Annotated in this window: 15 protein-coding genes; 9 read left to right on the top strand and 6 right to left on the bottom strand. The window is 69.0% G+C overall.

The window, feature by feature from the left end:
• Window positions 1–241: 241 nt before the first annotated feature.
• The 5 genes from tkt to Q1K70_RS04135 form a co-directional block, all read right to left on the bottom strand.
• Window positions 242–2,239: a transketolase gene (tkt, locus tag Q1K70_RS04155; RefSeq protein ID WP_300156153.1), complete on the bottom strand. Its 1,998-nt coding sequence runs from the start codon at window positions 2,237–2,239 to the stop codon at window positions 242–244.
• Window positions 2,240–2,264: 25 nt separating this feature from the next.
• The gene (gene rpiB / locus Q1K70_RS04150; RefSeq protein ID WP_300156151.1) at window positions 2,265–2,720 is read right to left on the bottom strand and encodes a ribose 5-phosphate isomerase B; all 456 of its coding nucleotides are present in this window, start codon (window positions 2,718–2,720) and stop codon (window positions 2,265–2,267) included.
• A gap of 60 nt (window positions 2,721–2,780) precedes the next feature.
• Window positions 2,781–3,602 carry a hypothetical protein gene (locus tag Q1K70_RS04145; RefSeq protein WP_300156149.1) on the bottom strand — a complete coding sequence of 274 codons (822 nt, stop codon included), beginning with the start codon at window positions 3,600–3,602 and terminating at the stop codon, window positions 2,781–2,783.
• A gap of 1 nt (window position 3,603) precedes the next feature.
• A complete protein-coding gene (locus tag Q1K70_RS04140; protein WP_300156147.1) occupies window positions 3,604–5,307 on the bottom strand; it encodes a tetratricopeptide repeat protein in 1,704 nt (567 codons plus the stop codon).
• Between the two features lie 75 nt (window positions 5,308–5,382).
• Window positions 5,383–6,447 (bottom strand): RNA polymerase factor sigma-32, encoded by a 1,065-nt coding sequence (locus Q1K70_RS04135; protein ID WP_300156145.1) that lies wholly within the window; start codon window positions 6,445–6,447, stop codon window positions 5,383–5,385.
• 198 nt (window positions 6,448–6,645) lie between these two features.
• Here Q1K70_RS04135 and Q1K70_RS04130 point away from each other — a divergent pair, with 198 nt between their 5' ends.
• The 9 genes from Q1K70_RS04130 (at window position 6,646) to treY (ending at window position 20,278) form a co-directional block, all read left to right on the top strand.
• Window positions 6,646–9,066 carry a homocysteine S-methyltransferase family protein gene (locus tag Q1K70_RS04130; protein ID WP_300156143.1) on the top strand — a complete coding sequence of 807 codons (2,421 nt, stop codon included), beginning with the start codon at window positions 6,646–6,648 and terminating at the stop codon, window positions 9,064–9,066.
• Window positions 9,067–9,156: 90 nt separating this feature from the next.
• Window positions 9,157–9,630: a TlpA disulfide reductase family protein gene (locus Q1K70_RS04125; RefSeq protein ID WP_300156141.1), complete on the top strand. Its 474-nt coding sequence runs from the start codon at window positions 9,157–9,159 to the stop codon at window positions 9,628–9,630.
• The gene (locus Q1K70_RS04120; protein ID WP_300156139.1) at window positions 9,627–10,094 is read left to right on the top strand and encodes an N-acetyltransferase; all 468 of its coding nucleotides are present in this window, start codon (window positions 9,627–9,629) and stop codon (window positions 10,092–10,094) included. Before Q1K70_RS04125 ends, Q1K70_RS04120 begins: the two co-directional genes overlap by 4 nt.
• 43 nt (window positions 10,095–10,137) lie before the next feature.
• Window positions 10,138–10,671, top strand: a complete 534-nt coding sequence (gene hpt, locus Q1K70_RS04115; protein ID WP_300156137.1) for a hypoxanthine phosphoribosyltransferase — start codon at window positions 10,138–10,140, stop codon at window positions 10,669–10,671.
• A 62-nt stretch (window positions 10,672–10,733) separates the two neighbouring features.
• Window positions 10,734–11,774 carry a DUF3426 domain-containing protein gene (locus Q1K70_RS04110; RefSeq protein WP_300156135.1) on the top strand — a complete coding sequence of 347 codons (1,041 nt, stop codon included), beginning with the start codon at window positions 10,734–10,736 and terminating at the stop codon, window positions 11,772–11,774.
• A gap of 1 nt (window position 11,775) precedes the next feature.
• Window positions 11,776–13,116: a DNA repair protein RadA gene (gene radA, locus Q1K70_RS04105; protein ID WP_300156133.1), complete on the top strand. Its 1,341-nt coding sequence runs from the start codon at window positions 11,776–11,778 to the stop codon at window positions 13,114–13,116.
• Between the two features lie 66 nt (window positions 13,117–13,182).
• Window positions 13,183–15,042: a malto-oligosyltrehalose trehalohydrolase gene (gene treZ, locus Q1K70_RS04100; protein WP_300156131.1), complete on the top strand. Its 1,860-nt coding sequence runs from the start codon at window positions 13,183–13,185 to the stop codon at window positions 15,040–15,042.
• Window positions 15,039–17,462 (top strand): DUF3536 domain-containing protein, encoded by a 2,424-nt coding sequence (locus tag Q1K70_RS04095; protein ID WP_300156129.1) that lies wholly within the window; start codon window positions 15,039–15,041, stop codon window positions 17,460–17,462. Before treZ ends, Q1K70_RS04095 begins: the two co-directional genes overlap by 4 nt.
• Window positions 17,459–20,278: a malto-oligosyltrehalose synthase gene (gene treY, locus Q1K70_RS04090; RefSeq protein ID WP_300156127.1), complete on the top strand. Its 2,820-nt coding sequence runs from the start codon at window positions 17,459–17,461 to the stop codon at window positions 20,276–20,278. The genes Q1K70_RS04095 and treY overlap by 4 nt, the downstream gene beginning before the upstream one ends.
• 4 nt (window positions 20,279–20,282) lie before the next feature.
• On the opposite strand, the gene Q1K70_RS04085 is transcribed toward treY, so the two are convergent.
• The gene (locus Q1K70_RS04085) at window positions 20,283–20,999 is read right to left on the bottom strand and encodes an MBL fold metallo-hydrolase (protein WP_300156125.1); all 717 of its coding nucleotides are present in this window, start codon (window positions 20,997–20,999) and stop codon (window positions 20,283–20,285) included.
• Between the last annotated feature and the right edge of the window lie 270 nt (window positions 21,000–21,269).

Genomic DNA, 21,269 nt, shown 5'->3' with positions numbered 1-21,269 from the left:
AAAGGTTCCCTCCCCGCGCCCCTCCCTCCCAAAAAACTTTCCAAGGGGGATATAGGAAACGGCCTCGAAAGTCGAAGCTTTCGAGGCCGTTCCAAGACGTTTTTGTCGTAACGGGGACGTCCCCGCGACATACTGCAAAGGAGCGCCCCAAAAAAACCTCCCCCCTTGCGGGGTGGTCCAGGAGGGGCCACTGGCCCCTCCTGGCCGCCGGAGGCATTCCCTTCTCTTCTCTTCCCTTCCCTTATTTCACGCTATACGCGGCCTTGATCTTGGCGGCCAGGGCTTCGGGGGTGAAGCCGTAGGCTTCGGCCAGCTTGCCGGCCGGGGCCGAGGCCCCGAAGTGGGAGATGCCGTGCACCCGGTCGAGGCGGCCGGTGTACTGGCACCACAGCTCGGGCCGGCCGGCCTCCACGGCGTAGCGGAAGGGGACTTCCGGCGGCAGCACGGCCTTTTTGTAGTCCTCGGGCTGCTCGTTGAACAGTTCCAGGCAGGGCATGCTGACCACGCGGATGGCGATCTCGGGCAGGAGCTTGGCCGCGGCCTGGGCCAGGGAAACTTCCGAGCCCGAGGCCAGGAGCAGCATGTCGGGCTTGCCGCCCGGGGCTTCGTCCAGCACGTAGGCGCCGCGGGAAACCCCTTCCTTGAGGCCGGGATACGCGGCCGGGTCCAGGATGGGCAGGTTTTGGCGGGTGAGCAGCAGGCAGGTGGGGCGCGAGGTCTGCTGCAGCGCCGTATCCACGCAGGCCGAGGTCTCGTTGGCGTCGGCCGGGCGCATGACGAGCATGTTGGGGATCAGCCGCAGCGAGCTCGTCTGCTCGATGGGCTCGTGGGTCGGGCCGTCCTCGCCCACGTAGAAGGAGTCGTGGGTGTAGACGTGCAGGGCCGGCGTCTGTTGGAGGGCGGCCATGCGCAGGGCGTTTCGGGCGTAGTCCGAGAAGATGAGGAAAGTGGCGCTGAAAGGCATGAGCCCGCCGTGCAGGGCGATGCCGTTGACGATGGCCGTCATGGGGAATTCGCGCACGCCGAAGCACAGGGACCGGCCCAGGCGGTTGGCCTTGCCGAAGATGCCCGTGATGTCGCGGAACTTCTCGGTCATGTTGGAGGGGTCGAGGTCGGCCGAGCCGCCGACGAAAAGCGGCAACTGGTCGATGAGGCCGTTGAGGGCCGCGCCCCAGGCCGAGCGAGTGGCCACGGCCTTGGCCGGCTCGAACACCGGCCAGGACAGGGAGCGTTCGCCGCGCGGCCGGGTCGCCTCGCGCCACAGGGCCTCGAAGGCGGCGTCGCCGGCGAGCTTGCCGTCCAGGGTCCGGTCCCAGGCGGCCCGGGCGGCGGCAAGTTCCGGGAACCGGGACTGGAAATGGGCCAGGACGTCGTCCGGGGCGTAAAAGGCCTCCTCCTCGGGCAGGCCCAGGAGCTTTTTGGTCGCCGTGATCTCGCCCTCTTTGAACGGTGCGCCGTGGGCCTCGTGGTTGCCTTCCATGGTGGCCGAGCCCTTGGCGATGAGGGTGTTGCCGATGATGATGGAGGGCTTGGCCGTCTCGGCCCGGGCCGCGTCCAGGGCGGCCCGGATGGCCTCGTGGTCGTTGCCGTCGATTTCCACGACGTGCCAGCCGAGGCTCGTGAAGAGCTTGGCGTGGTCCGTGGCGTCGCACACGCTGGTGGCGCTGGCCAGCTGGGCCTTGTTCTTGTCGAAAAGGACGATGAGCCGGCCCAGGCCCCACAGGCCGGCCAGGGCGGCCGAGCCCAGGAACACCGGGGCCTGGACGTCGCCGTCCGAGGATATGACGTAGGTGTAGTGCCCGGCCACGTCGTCGCCCAGGCGCGCCCGGAGCATCTCCTCGGCCACGGCCATGCCCACGGACATGGAAAAACCCTGGCCCAGGGGGCCGGTGGTGCACTCGACGCCCGGGGTCTCGTTGTTTTCCGGGTGGCCCGGGGTACGGCTGTGGAACTGGCGGAACTGCTTGAGGTCGTCCATGGTCAGCACGCCGCGCAGGAAGAGCAGGACGTACTGGAGCATGGACTCGTGGCCGGCCGAGAGCACGAACCGGTCGCGGCCGAACCAGGCCGGGTCGGCCGGGTCGAAGCGCAGGTAGTCCTTGAACAGGATGTAGGCCATGTCGGCCGAGGACATGGCGCCGCCCGGGTGGCCGGACTTGGCCTTGAAGGTGGCGTCCATGATGAGGCCCTTGACGACGTTCACGGCCTTGGCGTCTTTGGCGGCGGCGGTGGCTTGCATGATGTCCCTCGATGCGGGGTTGGGGTTAAAGCGGCGCGGCCAGTCCGCACGACTCGATGAGGTCCACGCGGCGCTGGTGGCGGCCGCCTTCGAAGGCCGTTTCCAGGAACACGTCGGCGATGGAGACGGCAAGCCCCGTGCCGATGACGCGCTCACCCAGGCACAGCACGTTGGCGTCGTTGTGCAGGCGCGTCATGCGGGCCAGGTATTCGTTGACGCAAAGGGCGGCCCGGATGCCCGGGACGCGGTTGGCGGCCATGGACATGCCGATGCCCGTGCCGCAGACCAGGATGCCGACGCTGTCCGGCGTGTCCAGGACTTTGTTGCACACGAGCTTGGCGAAATCGGGGTAGTCGACGCTTTTGGCCTCGGTGGGGCCAAGGTCGGCCACGTCGTGTCCGGCGGCGGCGAGATGGGCGCACAGGGCGGCCTTGAGCGTCAATCCGGCATGGTCCGAGCCGAGGAAGATGGTCTTGGGCATGGGAAGGGGGGCCTCCGGGTTTGGCGATGGACGCGCGGCCCCGGGCCGCGCGGGACGGGGCTACAATTCCGGCAGGGACGGCTCGTCCCCGGCTCCGTCCAAGGCGTGTTCCGCGGCGTTGGGGGGCACGGGCAGTTCCAGGTCGGCGGCCGGGTAGGGCGACGGGCGCGGCTGCACCGTCTTGACGCGAACGACGAGGGTCGCACCGCCGGGCGTGGTCAGCGTGATCCGGCGGGCCACGGGCGCGGTCAGGCCGGGCCCGGCCTCGTCGTCGGCGAAGTCGATGCGCCAGGGCTCTATCCCAACTCCAACCAGATGGCGCGGATTGCCAGCGAAGTCAAGGGTCAGGGACGACAGGCGGGTCCCGCCGGAAAAGGCGTATTCGTAGCCCTCGGCGGTCTTTTTCGCCGAGGCGTAGCGCGCCGGGGCCAGGGCCTCGAAGCGGCCCGAGGTCACGGCCGCCATTTCGCTTAAGCTAAACGGCAGCGGCATGCCGAGCTTGGCCGCGCCCTGGCGGGAGTCGCTGTGGCGGTAGACCGCGTTCTTGTCCGGGACGAAGGCGTAAAAGCCCCGGTTGTCTTCGAACAGCGACGCGTAGGCCCCGCCCACGGGCGTGGTCAGGTCCAGGCGGGTGGCCCCGCCGGCGTTGCCGAACAGGCGATAGTTGAGCCGGCCCGAGCGGTTGGCCCGGGAAAAGCTCATGGACCCGGACAGGGAGAAGGCCGGGGCGGTGTTTTGGCGGTCGCGGGCGAGAAAGGTTCCGTAGACGGCCTTGGCCTCGTCGGCGGTCGGCGGGCCGGGTTGTTTGGCGGCGCAGCCGGCCAGGGCGGAAATCAGGGCCAGGACGGCGACGGCGCGGCAAAGGGCGGGCAGTCGGCGCATTTCAGAGGGCTCCGAGTTTTTTCTTCACGTCCCCGGGGTTTTCCGGGCCGAGCTCCAGCGCGGTGCGGTAGGCTTTCTGGGCCACGGCCTTATGGCCGGCGGCGGCGGCGATGTCGCCGTAATGCTCCCAGATGATGGCGTCTTTCACCCCCTGGCCGATGGACCGCTCCATGGCGGCCAGAGCCTCGTCGTTGCGCCCCAGCTTGTGCAGCGTCCAGGCCAGGGAATCCAGGAAGAAGGGGTTGTCCGGCTCCTTGGCCAGGGCGGTGCGGATCATGTCCAGGGCCTTGTCCAGGTCGCGGCCTTCCTCGGCCATGGAGTAGCCGAGGTAGTTGAGGGCGTCGGGATGGACCGGGTCCTTGTCCACGATCTTTTCCATCACGGCCTTGGCCTCGGCCCGACGCTTGAGCTTTTCCAGGGCCACGCCGTAGCGGTAGAGCAGGTCCGTGTCGTCGGGCGCGGCGGCCACGGCCTTTTCCAGCACGGCGGCGGCCTTGTCGGTCTGGCCTCGCTTGTCGAGCAGCGCGGCCTCCATGGTCAAAAATTCCTTCTTGTCGGGAAAGCGCCGCCTGGCCTCGGCCACCAGGGCCTGGGCCTGGGCCATGTCGCCGATCTCCGAGGCGATCTGGACGCGAAAGCCCAGAGCCTTGTCGTAATTGGGATTTTCCGGCTTCACCTTGGCCAGGATGGCCAGGGCCTCCTTGGGCTTCTTTTCGCCTTCGTAGGCGATGACCGCCCGATAGAAGGGCAGGTCCGGGCTCTCGGGAATGGCCGCGGACAGCATGTCCAGGACCTGCCGGGCCTGCTTGGGTTGGCCCGCCTCGATGAGGGCCGCGATGGCGTCGAGCATGCGCGCCTTGTCCGGCGGCCCCTCGCCCAGGAACTTGACGGCCTGGGCGAGCTTCTTCTCCTTGATGAGCACCCGCACGAGCCTGGCCCGGACTTCCGGAGCCTCCTCGCCCAGGGCCAGCATGCGGCGGTAGCATTCCTCGGCCCCGGCCAGGTCGCCCTTGTCCTCGAGCAGCGTCGCCAGGTCGGACCAGGCGGCCATGAGCGCGTTGTCCGCAGCCACGGCCCGGCGCAGCAGGGCGATGGCCTCGTCGTTTTTCTTCAGCCCCGCCGTGGCCTTGGCCATGAGGAAAAGGGTGGTGGCGTCGCGTTCGGACTCGGAGATGCGCCTGAGCGTATCGAGGGCTTCCTGGTGCTTCCCGGACTCGTCGAGCAGCGACGCCAGTTCGCGCAAGGCGGCGGCGTCGCCCGGATGGCCGGCCACGAAGCGCGTCAGCGCGGCTTCGGCCGCCTCCGGCATGCGGCGCATCTGGTAGGCGCTGGCCAGGTAGAGCGTCAGCTGTCGCGAATCGGGAAAGGTCTTGATCGCCTCTTCCAGGGTCTTGGTGGCCGCTTCCCGGTCGTTTTGGCTCCATTGGAGGTTGGCCAGCTCCACGGCCAGTTCCGGCGAGGGATGGGCGCGGGTGAGGGCGGCCAGGGCCTTGGCCGCCTCGTCCTTGTTCCCCTGGCGCAGGTAGTCCTGGTAGATGAGGAACTGGTAAGCCCCTTCGGCGTCGGGGCTCAGGGACTTCCCGGCGTAGGCCAGCCTGGCCGAGCGGCTGGAGGCGCAGGAATTGGACAGCAGGCAAGGCAGAAGCGCCAGGACGAGCAGTAGGGGCAGGCGCGCGGGAGCGGCGCGTTTGGTCGGTTCGGGCATGGCCGGTATCCGGTGCGGCGCACGGCGCGTCCCCTCCCGGCTCCGGCCGGAAGCGTCCCGCCGCGGCGATCGCCGCTATTCTTCCTTATGAATCCAATCCGAGGAAAAGTCCTCGATGCGCCTGGAAAGATGTTCCTTGAGCTTCTCAAGCAGCCTGGCCTCGATCTGGCGCACGCGCTCCCGGGTGATGCCGTATTTCGCCCCGATCTCCCGCAACGTCACCGGCGAATCGGACAGGATGCGGCTGTCCAGGAGGTCGAGCTCCTTTTCGTTGAGCGTGGGCCGGATGGACTGGATGTGCTTCTCGAGCTGGTGCGAGATCTCGTCCCCGGCCAGGATCTCCTCGATGCCCGGCGTCAGCGCCGGCAGGAAGTCCAGGCGGGTGGACGAGGAATCGTCGCCGAGCGTCACGTCCAGGGACAGGTCGTTGCCGCTTAAGCGCTGGTCCATCTCCACGATGTCCGACTCGGTCACGTTGAGCGCCTCGGAGAGCTGGGAGGCGCTGGGGTCGAAGCCCAGGGACTGGAGCCGGTGGCGCTCCTTGTTGAGGTTGTAGAACAGTTTGCGCTGGGCCTGCGTGGTCCCGATCTTGACCATGCGCCAGTTGTCCATGATGTACTTGAGGATGTAGGCCTTGATCCAGTAGGCGGCGTAGTAGGAGAACTTGATGCCCTTGTCGGGGTCGAACTTGGTCACGGCGCGCATGAGACCCACGTTGCCTTCCTGGATGAGATCAAGCACGTTTTGCATCCAGCGCCGCTGAAAGTCCATGGCGATTTTGACCACCAGGCGCAGGTGGGAGGAGATCAGGCGGAAGGCGGCCTTCTGGTCGCCGGCGTCGCGCACGCGCCGGGCCAGCTCCTGCTCCTCCTCCGGGGCGAGCATGGGGAATTTCGAGATTTCCCGCAGGTAGAGCTGCAACGGGTCGCGCGTGGTCAGCGAACCGCCGGAGGACGGCCTCGGGGCCGGCAGCCGGAAGTCGTCGGCGGGCCCGACGGGCTCGACGTCCATGGCGTCGCCGGTCTCTGCGGGCTCGACGTCGATGGCGTCGTCGGTCTCGGAGGGGTCGAACTCCTCGGGATCGTGTTGGTCCAGGTCCGCGTCGCTCGGGGAAAAGTCTTGATCGTCTCGCTGTTCCATCGGATAATGACCGGGTTATGAGGCGTGGTCTGGCCGCTTGGGTGGTTAAGGCGAATCGGAGCGCCACCGCCCGGAAGCGCCGTCTCGCACGTCTACCTTCCGGTGTAAAGTTTTGGTTTGTCCTTTTCAATGTTTTTCAGTAGACGGGCCGCGTTTCGGCGCGCCGTCCCGGCGGCCGGCGGCACACAAGGAGCATGCGTGGGCGATTTCAGACAGGCGCTTGGCGATTCGGGCATCCTCGTCTTCGACGGGGCCATGGGCACCCTGCTCCAGGGCCGCGGCCTGGCCGCCGGCCAGTCCCCGGAACTTTTCGGCCTCGCGCATCCCGAGGCCATCGTCGCCACCCACCGGGAATACATCGAGGCCGGCGCGCGCGTGGTCACCTCCAACACCTTCGGCGGCACGCGCTTCAAGCTGCCGGCCGGCACGGACGTCAAGGCGCTCAACCGCGAGATGGCGCGCCTGGCCCGCCGGGCCGCCGGGGACGCCGCCTACGTCGCCGGCTCCGTGGGCCCCACCGGCCAGTTCGTCGCGCCCCTCGGCAAGGTGGCGCTGGCCGAACTGGTGGACGCCTTCGCCGAGCAGATCGCCGGCCTGGCCGAGGGCGGCTGCGACCTCGTCGTCGGCGAGACGCACTTCGACGTGGCCGAGGCCAAGGCCCTGGTCCTGGCCTGCCGCCGGGTCTGCACGCTCCCCGTGGCCGTGTGCATGACCTTCGAGGGCGCGGCCAGCCTCACCGGCTCCTCGCCCGAGGTGTTCGCCGACGTCATGGAAAACCTCGGCGTGGACCTCGTCGGCGTCAACTGCGGCGCCGGCCCGGACGACATGCGCCAGGTGGTCGAGGCCTTCGCGCGTCGCCTGAAGACACCCTTTTTCGTCAAGCCCAACGCCGGCATGCCGCGCCTGGAAAACGGCCGCACCGTCTTTCCCATGGGGCCCGAGGAATTCGCCGAGAAGACCGCCCGCTTCGCAGCAGCCGGGGCCAAGGCCCTGTCCGGCTGCGGCGGCACCACCCCGGCCCACATCGCCGCCCTGGCCAGGGCGCTGGCCGGCCGCTCCTGGACGCCAAGCGACGCCCCGGACCGCCCGGTCCTGGCCGTGGCCTCCCGGGCCGCGACCGTGGGCCTTGGCGGGAAAAATCCCTGCGTGATCATCGGCGAGCGCATCAACCCCACGGGCAAGGCGGAGCTCGCCGCCGAGCTGGCCGCCGGGGAGTTCACCCGCGCCCTGGCCTTCGCCGAGGAGCAGGTGGCGGCCGGGGCCGGCATCCTCGACGTCAACGTGGGCGCGCCCATGGTGGACGAGGTCGCCGTGCTGCCCGGCCTGGCCCTGGAACTCACCAAGCGCCAGCGCCTGCCCCTTTGCCTCGACTCCAACAACGCCGAGGCCCTGACCGCCGGGTTGTGGGCCTCGCCGGCGACGCCCCTGGTCAACTCCATCAGCGGCGAGCCCGGCCGCATGGAACTGCTCGGCCCCATCTGCCGCGACCACGGCGCGCCGTTCATCCTGCTGCCGCTCAAGGGCCGCAAGCTGCCGGTCACGGCCGCGGAGCGCCTCGGGATCATCGAGGAGCTGCTGGCCCAGGCCGAGTCTCTCGGCATCCCGCGCCGGCTCATCCTGGTGGACGCCCTGGCGCTGACCGTCTCCTCCAAGCCCGAGGCGGCCCTGGCCTGCCTGGAGGTCATCCGCCACTGCCGCGACGCCTGGGGCCTGCCCACGGTGCTCGGGCTGTCCAACATCTCCTTCGGCCTGCCGGCGCGGGAACTCGTCAACGCCGCCTTTTTCGCCATGTGCCTGGGGGCCGGCCTGTCCGCCGCCATCGCCAACCCCAACGTCGCGCGCCTCATGGAGACCTCCGGGGCCTGCGAGGTGCTGCTCGGCCGCGACGCCCAGGCCGGCCGCTTCATCGGACGCTACGCCGGCTGGAAGGCCGCCGCGCCCACGGGCGGGACCGCGCCCGCGTCCGGCGGTTCCACCGCCCCGGGCGAGGGGGGCGGCCCCCTGCGCCTGGCCGTGATCCACGGCCGCAAGGCCGAGCTGGCCGGGCTCATCGAGACCGCCCTGGCCGAAGGCCGCGACCCGGCCGCCATCCTGAGCGAGGAGCTCATCCCCGGCATCATGGAGGTGGGCGAGCGCTACGAGCGCAAGGAATTCTTCCTGCCCCAGCTGCTCGTCGCGGCCGAGGCCATGCGCTCGGGCTTCGAGCGCCTGGAACCGCTTCTGGCCGAGACCGCCGGCGCGGAAAAGGCCCGCATCGTCATGGCCACGGTGGAGGGCGACATCCATGACCTCGGCAAGAACATCGTGTGCCTGATGCTCAAAAACCACGGCTTCGAGGTCATCGACCTCGGCAAGGACGTGCCGGCCGCGCGCATCGTGGACGAGGCGGCCGGCCGCGACGCCGACGTCATCGGGCTTTCGGCGCTGATGACCACCACCATGGTGCGCATGGAGGACACGGTGCGCCTGGTGCGGGAGCGGGGCCTGCGGGCCAAGGTCATGGTGGGCGGGGCCGTGGTCACCGAGGCTTTCGCCAGGTCCATCGGGGCCGACGCCCACGCCGTGGACGCCGTGGACGCCGTGCGGCAAGCCAAGGCCCTTGTCGTCGGCAATGCTTAAAAAACGCTGGCTAGCGCCGGCCGCTTTGGATTAAACCGGCCCTGACGGCCGTGTCCGCGGCCGTCGCCAACCGAGCGCGGAGGTTTTTCGTTGCGCCTACGTACCCTCGTCTTATTGCTGGCTCTTCTCGCCTGGCCGGCCGGCCGGGCCGCCGCCCAGGACGCCGGCCCCATAACCGGCCAGGCCGTGCTCGACGCCATCGTGGCGGCCCAGGGCAAGGTGGTGGTGGTGGACTTCTTCGCCTCCTGGTGCCGGCCCTGCCTCATGGAGATTCCGGACTTCATCGAGGCCCGGAAGCATTATCCGGCCGACAAGGTCGTCTTCATCGGCATCTCGCTGGACCAGGACCAGGGCGAGTACTTCCGCTTCGTCAAGCAGACGCCGTTCAATTTCCCGGTCCACCTGGCCGATCCCGACGTGATGGCCACCTTCGGCGTCAAGATGATCCCCAAGACGCTCATCTACGACGTCGCGGGGCAGCAGGCCGTGAACCACTCCGGGTACATGCCCGGCGAGCAGCTGCGGCGGGCCGTGGACGGCCTGCTGGCCGACCCACCGAAATGACGGGCCTTTTCATCCGCAAGGCGCGCATCCAGGACGTCAAGCAGATCCACGCCCTGCTCATGCACTGCGCCCGCCAGGAATTCCTGCTGCCGCGCTCGTTCAACCAGCTCTACAGCCACCTGCGGGACTTCTTCGTCCTGGCCGGCCACGACGAGCCGGGCATCCTCGGCTGCTGCGCCCTGTCCATCACCTGGGAGGACATCGCCGAGATCCGCTCCCTGGCCGTGGACGAAAGCATCCAGAAGCAGGGCTGGGGCGGCAAGCTGGTCGAGGCCTGCCTGTCCGACGCGGTGACGCTCGGCATCTACAAGGTCTTCACCCTGACCTACCGGCCGCATTTCTTCGAGCGCCTGGGCTTCGCCCCGGTGGAGAAGGAGAAGCTGCCCCAGAAGGTCTGGGCCGATTGCATCAACTGCCCCAAGTTCCCGGAGTGCGACGAGAACGCGCTCCTCATGGAAATGTAGGGCGCCCGGGCCGAAAGGCCGGAACCGGAGAGTGCGGGGAGACATGTCGGAAACGTTGCGAGAGGTGTTCGGAGAGGCGGCGGTGGCCGCCCGGGTGGCCGAGCTCGGCCGCCAGGTGTCGGCCCATTACGCCGGCCTCGGCGTCGGCGACGGCGACGTGGTCATGGTCGGCGTGCTCAAGGGCGCGCTGCCGTTTATGGCCGACCTGCTGCGGGCGCTTTCCTTTTGCCCCAGCCTCGATTTCGTGCGCGTGGCCAGCTACGGCGCGGGCACGGCCCCGGGCGAGCTGCGCTTCCTCATGGACCTCGAAACCGACGTCGCCGGCCGCCACGTTCTCGTGGTGGAGGACATCGTGGACACCGGCCGCTCCCTGGCCTATCTCCTTTCCATGCTCGAGGCGCGTTCCCCGGCCAGCGTCAAGGTCTGCGCCCTGTTGGACAAGGCCTACCGCCGCGAGGTCGACGTGAAGGTGGACTTCGTCGGCTTCGAGGCCCCGCCGGTCTTTCTGGTCGGCTACGGCATGGACGTGGGGGAGCGGCTGCGGCGTCTTCGCGGCGTGTACGAACTGGTTCGGTAAGAAACGGCCCCTGATTTGCATGAGCGGTGGCCAAAACCGTAACCGACAGTGGGAAAAGCGCCATGATCGTTGCCTGCCCGAATTGCCAGTCCAAGTTCAACCTGCCTGACGACAAGATCGGCGCCTCCGGGGCCAAGCTGCGTTGCGGCAAATGCCGCCATGTCTTCCACGTCGATCCGCCGGGCCCGGCCGATGCCGGCGGGCTCACCGATTTCGACTTCCCGGACGACCTCGCCCCCACGCCCCCCGGCCGCCAGGAACGGCCGGCCACGCCGGCCGCGCCCCGCGCCAGCATGCCCGACGACGACGTGCCGCCGGACCTGTTCCATTCCGAGACCTACGAGGGCAAGGGCGGAGCCGACGACGCCGACGACGACCACGACGCCGGACCGGTCAAGCCGGGGTTCAGCCTCGACGACGTGGCCAATCTTTCCCTGCCCGGCAGTTCGGTGTCAAAAGAACGACGCAAACGGGTCGCCGTCATCATGGGCGCGGTGCTGCTCGTCGTCGTCGTCGCCATCGCCGCCGTGTATTTCCTCGACCTGTGGCCCGGCAGGAAGGCGGCCAAGGACGCCGCTCAGCCGCCGGCGGCCACGGCTCCGGGCGCGCCGGAAAAGCCGGCCCCGGACAAGGCCGCGGCCAAGCCCGCCGACAAGCCGGCCGCTCCGGCCGCCGACGCGGGCGCGAAAAAGCCCGAGGAGACGGCCAAGGTCAAGGACATCATGCTGCAAAACGTCCGCCAGTACTACGTTTCCAACGAGAAGGCCGGGCAGCTCTTCGTCATCGAGGGCAAGGCCGTCAATAACTTCAAGACGCCCAAGGAAATGATCCGCATCGAGGCCTCGCTCTTCGACGAGAAGGGCGGCTCCCTGGCCAGCCAGGAAGACCTGGCCGGCAACACGGTCTCGCTTTTCCAGCTCCAGGTCATGACCCGCGACGAGCTCAAAAACGCCCTGACCTCCCAGGTCGGCGTGCTCACCAACAACACCAACATCGCCCCGGGCGGCGAAACCCCGTTCATGGTCGTCTTTTTCGATCCGCCCGAGGCCGTCAAGGAGTTCGGGGTCAAGGTGGTGGACGCCAAGGACCCGCCGCGGCAGTAGCATGGCGGGCAAGGCCAAGCGCATCTTCACCTGCTCGGACTGCGGCGGCGTTTCGCCGTCCTGGCGGGGGCAGTGTCCGCGTTGCGGCGCCTGGAACACCCTGGTCGAGGGCGTGGCCGGTCGCGGCGGCAAGGCCGGCGGCGCGGCCGTGCCCTCGGGCGCGCCCATTCCTTTGGGCGAGCATCCGGGCGAAGATTTCCGTCCCTTTCCCACGGGCATCGAGGGCCTGGATCGGGTGCTCGGCGGCGGGCTGACCCCGGGCGGGGCGGTGCTGCTCGGCGGCGAGCCGGGCATCGGCAAGTCCACGCTGCTGTTGCAGCTGGCCGGCATGGCCGCCGCCGGCCGCCGGGTGGTCTACGTCTCGGGCGAGGAATCCCTGCCCCAGCTCAAGGCCCGGGCCGAGCGCCTGGGCGTCCTTCATGAGGGCCTGCTCGCCGCCGCCACCACCGATGCCGGCGCGGCCGTGGACGTCCTCGGCGCATCGCCCGCCCCGGACCTCGTCATCGTCGATTCCGTCCAGACCATGCACGTCGCCGGCATCGAGGGCGCGGCCGGGTCCGTGTCCCAGGTGCGCTCGGTGGCCGCCTCGTGCGTGGAGGCGGCCAAACGCGGCCAGGCCTGCCTCGTGCTCGTCGGCCACGTGACCAAGGACGGCCAGATCGCCGGACCCAAGCTCCTCGAGCACATGGTGGACACGGTGCTCTACCTCGAGGGCGAGCGCCGCCATCTCTTTCGCATCCTGCGCGTGCTGAAAAACCGCTACGGCCCCACGGACGAGCTTCTCGTCATGGAGATGCGCGAGCAGGGTCTGGCCGAGGTGCCCGATCCCTCGACTTTTTTCCTGGGCGACCGCGACCCGGCCGTGTCCGGTTCGGCCGTGGTCATGGCCGTGGAGGGGAGGCGGCCCTTCGCCGTGGAGGTCCAGGCCCTGGCCGCCAAGTCGTTTCTCGCCGTGCCGCGCCGAGCGGCGCTCGGGCTCGACGTGGGCCGGCTGCACCTTTTGCTGGCGGTCCTGGAAAAGCGCCTGCGCCTCAACCTCGGCCAGGTGGACATCTACGCCAAGATCGGCGGCGGGCTCAAAATCCAGGACCCGGGCCTGGACTGCGGCGTCGCCGCCGCCGTGCTGTCCTCGTTCTACGACCGGCCCCTGCCCGCCGGCGCGGTCTTCTGGGGCGAGGTGGACCTTTCCGGCCGCATACGCCCCGTCTCCGGGCACGATGCCCGGCTCAAGCAGGCCGAGCGCCTGGGCTACGGCCCGGCGGTCTGTCCCGATCCCGGCCGGCTGGGACCGAAGGTGGGCGATCTCTCGGAGCTGGCGCGCCTGCTTTTTTCGAAATCGTAATGTTGATGCGACATATGCCGCATTCGCGGTTTGACCGAGGTTGGAGAATGGGGCATACAAAATGGTATGCAACGAATTCTCCCCAGGTCGTTGCCGGTCGGCCCGCAAAAAACCGGCCCATCCTCCTGGCGTTTCACCGTCTGGGCCCCCAATCGCAAACGCCTTGACCTGCTTCTCGAAGACACTGGCCGCGCCGTGCCCATGGAACCGCTGCCCGGCGGCCATTTCACGGTCGAGGTTTCGGGTGCGGCCGACGGCGCGCGCTACTGGTTCGTGCTGGACGGCAAGACCCGCCGGGCCGATCCGGCCTCGCGCTTTCAGCCGGACAACGTCCACGGCCCCTCGGCCCTGGTCGACACGGACGCCTTCGCCCGGACCGCCGCCGCCTTCGCGCCGCCGCCCCCTGACCGGCGCGTCTATTACGAGATCCACGTCGGCACGTTCACCCCGCAAGGGACCTTCGACGCCGTCGTCGAGCGCCTGCCGCACCTGCGCGAGCTTGGCGTCACCTGCCTGGAACTCATGCCCGTGGCCCAGTTCCCGGGCGGACGCAACTGGGGCTACGACGGCGTCTTCCCCTTCGCCGTAAGCCTTGCCTACGGCGGCCCGGCAGGACTGGCCAGGCTTGTAAACGCCTGCCACGCGCAGGGTTTGGCCCTGGTCCTCGACGTGGTCTACAACCACCTCGGCCCCGAGGGAAACTACCTGCGCGACTTCGGGCCGTACTTCACCGACCGCTACCGCACGCCCTGGGGCGAGGCCGTCAACTTCGACGGCCCCGGCAGCGCGGCCGTGCGGGAGTTCTTCATCCAAAACGCGCTGTACTGGCTGCGCGACTACCGCATCGACGGCCTGCGCCTGGACGCCGTGCACGCCATTTACGACCAGGGTCCCGTGCATTTCGTGGACGAACTGGCCGGGGCCGTGGCCGACTGGGAGGAGCGCGCCGGCCGGCGGACGTTTCTCGTGGCCGAGACGCATCTCAACGACCCGGCGGTCGTCACCGAAAAGGCGGCCGGCGGCATGGGCCTCGACGGCCTGTGGAACGACGACTTCCACCACGCCGTCCACGCCATCCTGACCGGCGAACGGCGGGGCTATTACGCGGACTACGGCTCCCGGGACGACCTGATCGCGGCCATGGCCGACGGCTTCGCCTACGCCGGCCGGCCCAGCGCCTTTTTCGGCCATGTGCGCGGGAGCTGCGCCGCCCATCTGCCGGCCGACCGCTTCGTCAACTGCCTTCAAAACCATGACCAGGTCGGCAACCGGGCCAGGGGCGAGCGCCTCGTCTCCCTGGTCGGGCCGCGGGCCGGGCGCGTGGCCGCCGCGTTGCTGCTCCTTTCCCCGGGCTCGCCGCTCCTTTTCATGGGCGAGGAGTGGGGCGAGACGCGGCCTTTCCTGTACTTTATCAGCCACCTGGACGCCGGGCTGGTGGATGCCGTGCGCCGGGGCCGCAAGCGGGAATTCGCGAGCTTCCGCTGGCGCGGCGAGGTCCCCGACCCCTTCGATCCGGCCACCTTCGAGGCCAGCCGGCCGGACTGGGACAAGCCCGACGCGGCCGGCCACGCGGCCATGCTCGCCTGGCACAAGGCTCTGCTGGCCCTTCGCGCCGCAAGCCCGGCCCTGCGGGGAACGCACCGGCCGCGCACCCGGGTCTGGCCCCTGGACGGGGCCTTGGCCCTGGCCATGGAGCGCCGGGGCGAGGACGGCCGTTTCCTGTGCCTTTTCAACCTCGGCCGGCGGGCCACGCGCGCAAGCGTCGGCGCGTCCGCCCCGGTCAAGGGCTACGCGCGCCTTCTGGACAGCGACGAGGCCCGCTTCGGCGGCGAGGGCGCGGTCTTGCCCGAGCGCCTGGTCGCGACGCTCACCCTGCCGCCCCTTCGGGCGGTGGTCTACAAATGCGGGGAGGAACGAGCGAAATGAACCGCTACGTCTGCATCCATGGGCATTTCTACCAGCCGCCCCGGGAAAACCCCTGGCTCGAGGAGGTCGAGGTCCAGGACTCGGCCCACCCGTACCACGATTGGAACGAGCGCATCACGGCCGAGTGCTACGGCCCCAATTCCGGCTCGCGCATCCTGGACGGCGACGGCTACATCATCGACATCGTCAACAACTACTCCAAGATCAGCTTCAATTTCGGCCCCACGCTCCTGTCCTTTCTCGAACGCCGTCACCCCCGGCTGCACCAGGCCATCGTGGACGCGGACAGGCAGTCCATGGAGCGCTACGCCGGCCACGGCTCGGCCCTGGCCCAGGCCTACGGCCATCTGATCATGCCCCTGGCCAGCCGGCGCGACAAGATCACCCAGGTCGCCTGGGGCGTGGCCGACTTCCGGGCCCGCTTCGGCCGCGACCCGGAAGGCATGTGGCTGCCCGAGACCGCCGTGGACCTGGAGACGCTGGCCATCCTGGCCGACGCCGGCATCCGCTTCACCATCCTGGCCCCGCGCCAGGCCGCCCGCGCGCGTCGCCTGGGAGACGAGGAGTGGCAGGACGTGTCCGAGTCGCGCGTGGACCCCACCGCCCCCTACCTGGTGCGCCTGCCCGACGGGCGCGACTTCAACGTGTTCTTCTACGACGGCCCCATCTCCCAGGACATGGCCTTCGGCGACCTCCTCGACCGGGGCGAGGCCTACCGCGACCGGCTCATGGCCGCCTTCAACGACGACCGCGACTGGCCCCAACTCGTGCACGTGGCCACCGACGGCGAGACCTACGGTCACCACCACACCTACGGCGAGATGGCGCTCACCTACTGCCTTTCCCTCATCGAGGCCGACCCCACCGTGGAACTCATCAATTATGCCGCCTACCTCGACCGCCACCCGCCCGTCCACGAGGCGGAACTCTTCGAGAACTCCTCCTGGAGCTGCATCCACGGCGTGGAGCGCTGGCGGGCGGACTGCGGCTGCAATTCCGGCATGCACGGCAACTGGCATCAGCGCTGGCGGCAGCCGCTGCGCGAGGCCATGGACTGGCTGCGCGACCGCTGCGCCGCAATCGTCGAGGCCGAAGGGGCGAAGCTCTTTAAGGACCCCTGGCAGGCGCGCGACGCGTACATCGCCGTGGTCAACGACAGAAGCGAGGCAAGCCGGGACGCCTTCCTGAACGCCCAGGCCAACGGGAAACTCTCTCCCGAGCGGCGCGTGCGGGCGCTGAAACTCATGGAGCTCTCGCGCCAGGCCATGCTGATCTTCACCAGCTGCGGCTGGTTTTTCGACGAGGTCACCGGCATCGAGACCGTGCAGGTGCTGCAGTACGCCGCCCGCGCCATCCAGCTGGCCGGGGAGCTCGGCGGCGGCGACCTGGAGGGGCCTTTCGCCGCCATCCTGGAAAAAGCCCCGAGCAACGTCCTGGCCAACGGCCGGGAGGCCTACGAACGCTACGCCAAGCCGGCCGCCGTGGACATCATGCGGGTGGGCGCGCACTACGCCATCTCCTCGGTTTTCACGCCCCCGGACGAAGATTACCGATACGGCTGCTACCGCGCCCACGGCCGCGACGAGAAGCGCGAGACGGCCGGTCGGGCCAGCCTCTTGACCGGCCGGGCGGACATCGCCTCCGAGGTCACGGGCGAGCGCCTCGACGCCGCCTTCGCCGTGTTTCACGCCGGCGGGCACAACCTGACCTGCGGCCTGCGGCCCTTCCGCGACGCGGCCAGCCTCGCCGCCATGCAGGTCGATCTGCGCCAGGCCTTCGAGCGCGGCGACCTGGCCGAAACCATCCGCGTCCTGGACGCCCATTTCGACACCCACACCTTCTCCATCCGCCACCTCTTCCGCGACGAGCAACGCAAGGTGGTGGCCGAGGCCCTGGCCCCGGAATTCGAAAGCGCCGAGGCCATGTACCGCCAGATCTACGAGAGCAACTACCCGATCCTCAATTTTCTCCAGTGGATCGATATGCCGGTGCCCCGGCACATCCTGGAAGCCGCCGCGTTCGTGGTGGAAACCGACATCCGGCGGCAGCTTTCCGGGGAAGTCCTCGACCTCGAGCGGCTGGACGGCCGCATCGAGGACGCCCGGCGCTTCGGGCTTTCCCTGGACTACGAGGGCCTGGGCCTGGAAGGCGCGGACTGGATCAACCGCCGGGCGCAGGCCTTCGGCGCGGACCACGGCAACATCGAGCTTCTGTCCAGCGTCAAGGAATCCCTGGAGAGGCTTCGCGCCCTGCCCATGGGGCTCAACCTCTTCAAGGCCCAGAACGTGATCTTCGAGCTGTCCCGGGGACGCTACGCCGAAAAACGCCAGGCCGCCGCCGGAGGCGACGCAGAAGCCGGGCGTTGGCTGGAACTCTTCGCCGAACTGGCCGAGGCGCTCAAGGTGAGGCTGCCCCAATGAACGCGCCGATCGCCACCTACCGTATCCAGTTCTGCCAGGACTTCGATTTCGCGCGCTGCCAGGGTGTCCTCGACTACCTTGCGGCGCTCGGCGTCTCCCATATCTACGCCTCTCCCATCTTCCGGGCCCGGCCCGGTTCGTCCCACGGCTACGACGTCTGCGACCACAAGGAGATCAACCCCGAGCTCGGCGGCGAGGAGGGCTTCCGGGCCCTGGTCGCCGCCGCCCGCAAGCGGGACATCGGCTGGATTCAAGACATCGTGCCCAACCACATGGCCGTGTCCGGAGACAACCGCATGCTGGTGGACGTGCTGGAAAACGGCCCGTCGTCGCGCTACTACCAGTTCTTCGACATCGACTGGGATCATCCCTACGAGAGCATCAAGGGCCGCATGCTGGCCCCGTTTCTGGGCAATTTCTACGGCAGTGTGCTGGAGGCCGGGGAGATCTCCCTGGGGTTCGACGCCGACGGCTTTTTCGTGCGTTACTACGCCCTGCGCTTTCCGCTGCGCATCGATTCCTACCTCCGCCTGCTCACGCTCGGCCTCGACCGGCTGCGCGAGGCCATCGGCCGGGACTCCCCGGACTACATCAAGCTCCTGGGGCTTCTCTACACCATCAAGTCCCTTCCTGCCGACGACGTCCAGGACGAGCGTTACGACCAGATCTTCTTCGTCAAGCAGATGCTCTTCGAACTCTATGGGAAAAGCGCGGCCGTGCGCGCCCACATTGAGGCCAACCTGGCCAGGGTCAACGGCACGGCCCCGGACGGCGAGGCCGAAGGCGAGGACCGGCGGGCGCTTTTGGAAAGCTTCCTGGCCGAGCAGTACTTCCGGCTGTCCTACTGGAAGGTGGCCGGCGAGGAGATCAACTACCGCCGGTTTTTTTCCATCAATGACCTCATTTCCCTGCGGGTCGAGGAGGAGGCGGTCTTCCGGCACTCCCACGGCAAGATCTTCGAGCTGGTCCGGGAGGGGCTCTTCTCGGGCCTGCGCGTGGACCACATCGACGGGCTCTACGACCCGGCCCGCTACCTGCGGCGGCTGCGCGAGGCCATCGGCGACGCCTACCTGGTGGTCGAGAAGATCTGCGTGGCCGACGAACCCCTGCCGGCGCTGTGGCCCGTGGCCGGCTCCACGGGGTACGATTTTCTCAACGCCGCGTGCGGGCTTTTCGTGGACACGGACCAGGAGAAGACCTTCGAACGCGTCTACGCCGGCTTCACCGGCCGCAACCAGCGCGCCGAGGACGTGGCCGTCTGGAAAAAGCGCCGCATCATCGAGACGCACATGTACGGCGACGTGGAAAACCTGGCCCGACTGATAAACGCCGTCTCCAGCCTCGACCGTCTGGGCTTCGACATCACCCTGCGCTCGACCAAGCGGGCCCTGGCCGAAGTGTTGGCCCACTTCCCGGTCTACAGGACCTACATTTCGCCCGACGCCATCCGGCCGGCGGACATCGGCTATGTGCGCACGGCCATCCGCCGGGCCAAGCGCCACAATGCCGACCTGGCCTACGAGCTCGATTTCCTGGAGCGCTTCCTGCTCCTGCAATACGACGCCAGCCTGGGCGAGGCGCAAAAGGACCAGTGGACCCGGTTCGCCATGCGCTTCCAGCAGGTCAGCGGGCCGCTGATGGCCAAGGGCGTGGAGGACACCGCCTTCTACGTGTTGGGCCGCCTGCTTTGCCTCAACGAGGTGGGGGCCGAGCCCGGGGCCTTCGGGATGGCTGCCGAGGCCTTCCATGCGGCCATGGCCGAGCGGGCCGGGCAGTGGCCGCGGAGCATGAGCGCCACCGCCACCCACGACGCCAAGCGCGGCGAGGACGCCCGGCTGCGCCTGGCCGCCCTGTCCGAGATGCCGGCCGACTGGCGCGCCGCCCTGGGCGCGATGCACCGCGCCGGCCGGCGGCGCAAGACGCTCGTCGGGGACAAGCCCGCGCCGGAACGAAACGACGAATACATGCTCTACCAGGCCATGCTCGCCCATTATCCGGCCCGGGCCGAGGAGCTGCCGGGATTCGGCGAACGGCTGGCCGCCTATCTGCTCAAGGCCGTGCGCGAGGGCAAGGAGCGCTCCAACTGGCTGAGCCCGGACGCGGTCTACGAAAAGGCCCTGACGGACTACGCGGCGAAGCTGTTGCGCGACGGCCCCAAAAGCGCCTTCATGACCGCCTTCGCGCCTCTGTGCCGCCGGCTGGCCCGAATCGGCTACGCCTACGGCCTGGGGCAGGTCGTGCTCAAGATGGCCTGTCCGGGCACGCCTGACATCTACCAGGGCACGGAGGACTGGGACCTGTCCTTCGTCGATCCGGACAACCGTCGGCCGGTGGATTTCGCGGCCCGGGAAAAGGCGCTGACGATCCTGGCCGCAGCCTTCGCCGCCGATGCGCCGGGGCTTTGCCGCGATCTTGCCGCCTCGCCCGAGGACGGCCGGATCAAGCAGTTCACGTTGTGGCGGGCCCTGGCCGCGCGCCGGGCCGATCCCGACCTTTTTTCCGTGGGGGCCTACGCGCCGGCGCGCTTCACCGGCAGCCTGGCCCGCCATGCCTTCGGCTTCTGGCGGACTTTCGAAGACAAGGCGGCCCTGGCGGTCGTGCCCCGATGCATGGCCACGTTCGGGGCCGGGCAGGGGGACTTCGTCTGCGGCGAGGCCTGGGAGGACGTGCGCGTGGCCGAGGTCCCGGCCGGCGTGGGGGCGCTCACGGACGCCATGACCGGGCGGACCTTTTCCGGGGACGGTCTGGCGCTGCGGGAAGTGCTGCGGGATTTCCCCGTGGCCCTGCTCACGGGCGGGCTTTCGGTGGGGGTCTGAACCTTCAGGGGATTTCCAGCGCGTCGCCGGGCCGGGTGTAGGCGAAGACCGTCGTGCCGGGGCGGCGCAGCCGGTCGGCGAAGCGCCTGATGTATTCCACGTGGCCGCCCAGGTGCATGGGCGTAAATACGGTGGGCCCGAGCTTTTCCACGAACTGCGGCGCGCCGGACAGGCTCGGCAGGCGCGGGTCCATGTTGGAGAAGGCCACGTCGAGCGGCCGGGCGGACAGGGCCTTGAGCGCGCGCCGCCAGGACATGCCCACGGCGCGGCGGGCGGCCGGCGTCTGCCCCGGCCAGTCCCAAAGGGCCAAATCCCCGCCGAAATAGACCGAAAGCCCCGCGACCTCGACGCGGTAGGCGACGCCCATGTCGTTGCTCTCCAGGGCGGCGACGGACAGACCGTCTTGTTCCCGCACATCTTCCGGTTCCATGACCACCGTATCCGGCGGCAACCGGTCGCCGTGCAGGTCGGCCACGTCGTCGGACACGACGAACCGGCGCGACCCGGCCATGGCCGTCGCCCGGACGAGGTCCGGATCGAAATGGTCGTCGTGGCCGTGGGAAACGAAGACGGTCAGGTCCGCGCCGGCGATGTGCGCCGCAGCGGCCTGCGCGGCCTCGGAGGGCAGGTAGGCCGGGGCCGGGTAGTCGAAGAGCAGCGTCCTGCCGCCGGCGCGCAGGATGAAGCAGTCGTGGTGGATGTAGACGATGCTGGCGGCCATGCGAACAACCTGACTTCTGCGGCGTATCGGCGAAAGTCCGCCTCCCCGCTGCGGGCGTTCCCCTTCGGGGAGGTCCAGGAGGGGATCATCCCCTCCTGGCCGCCGGAGGCGTTCTTCCCCTTCCTGCCTCTACGCCACGTCCCAGCGGGGGCCGGCCGGGGTGTCCATGACGGTGACGCCAAGTCCGGCCAGTTCGTCGCGGATGGCGTCGGAGCGGGCGAAATCCTTGTTCTTGCGGGCTTCCTGACGCTCGCCTACAAGCGCTTCCAC

It is taken from the genome of Solidesulfovibrio sp., from assembly GCF_029978005.1.
Classification (GTDB): domain Bacteria; phylum Desulfobacterota; class Desulfovibrionia; order Desulfovibrionales; family Desulfovibrionaceae; genus Solidesulfovibrio.
The sequence above is the reverse complement of the archived record's forward strand: the minus strand, read 5'-3'. Positions and strand labels throughout refer to the sequence as shown.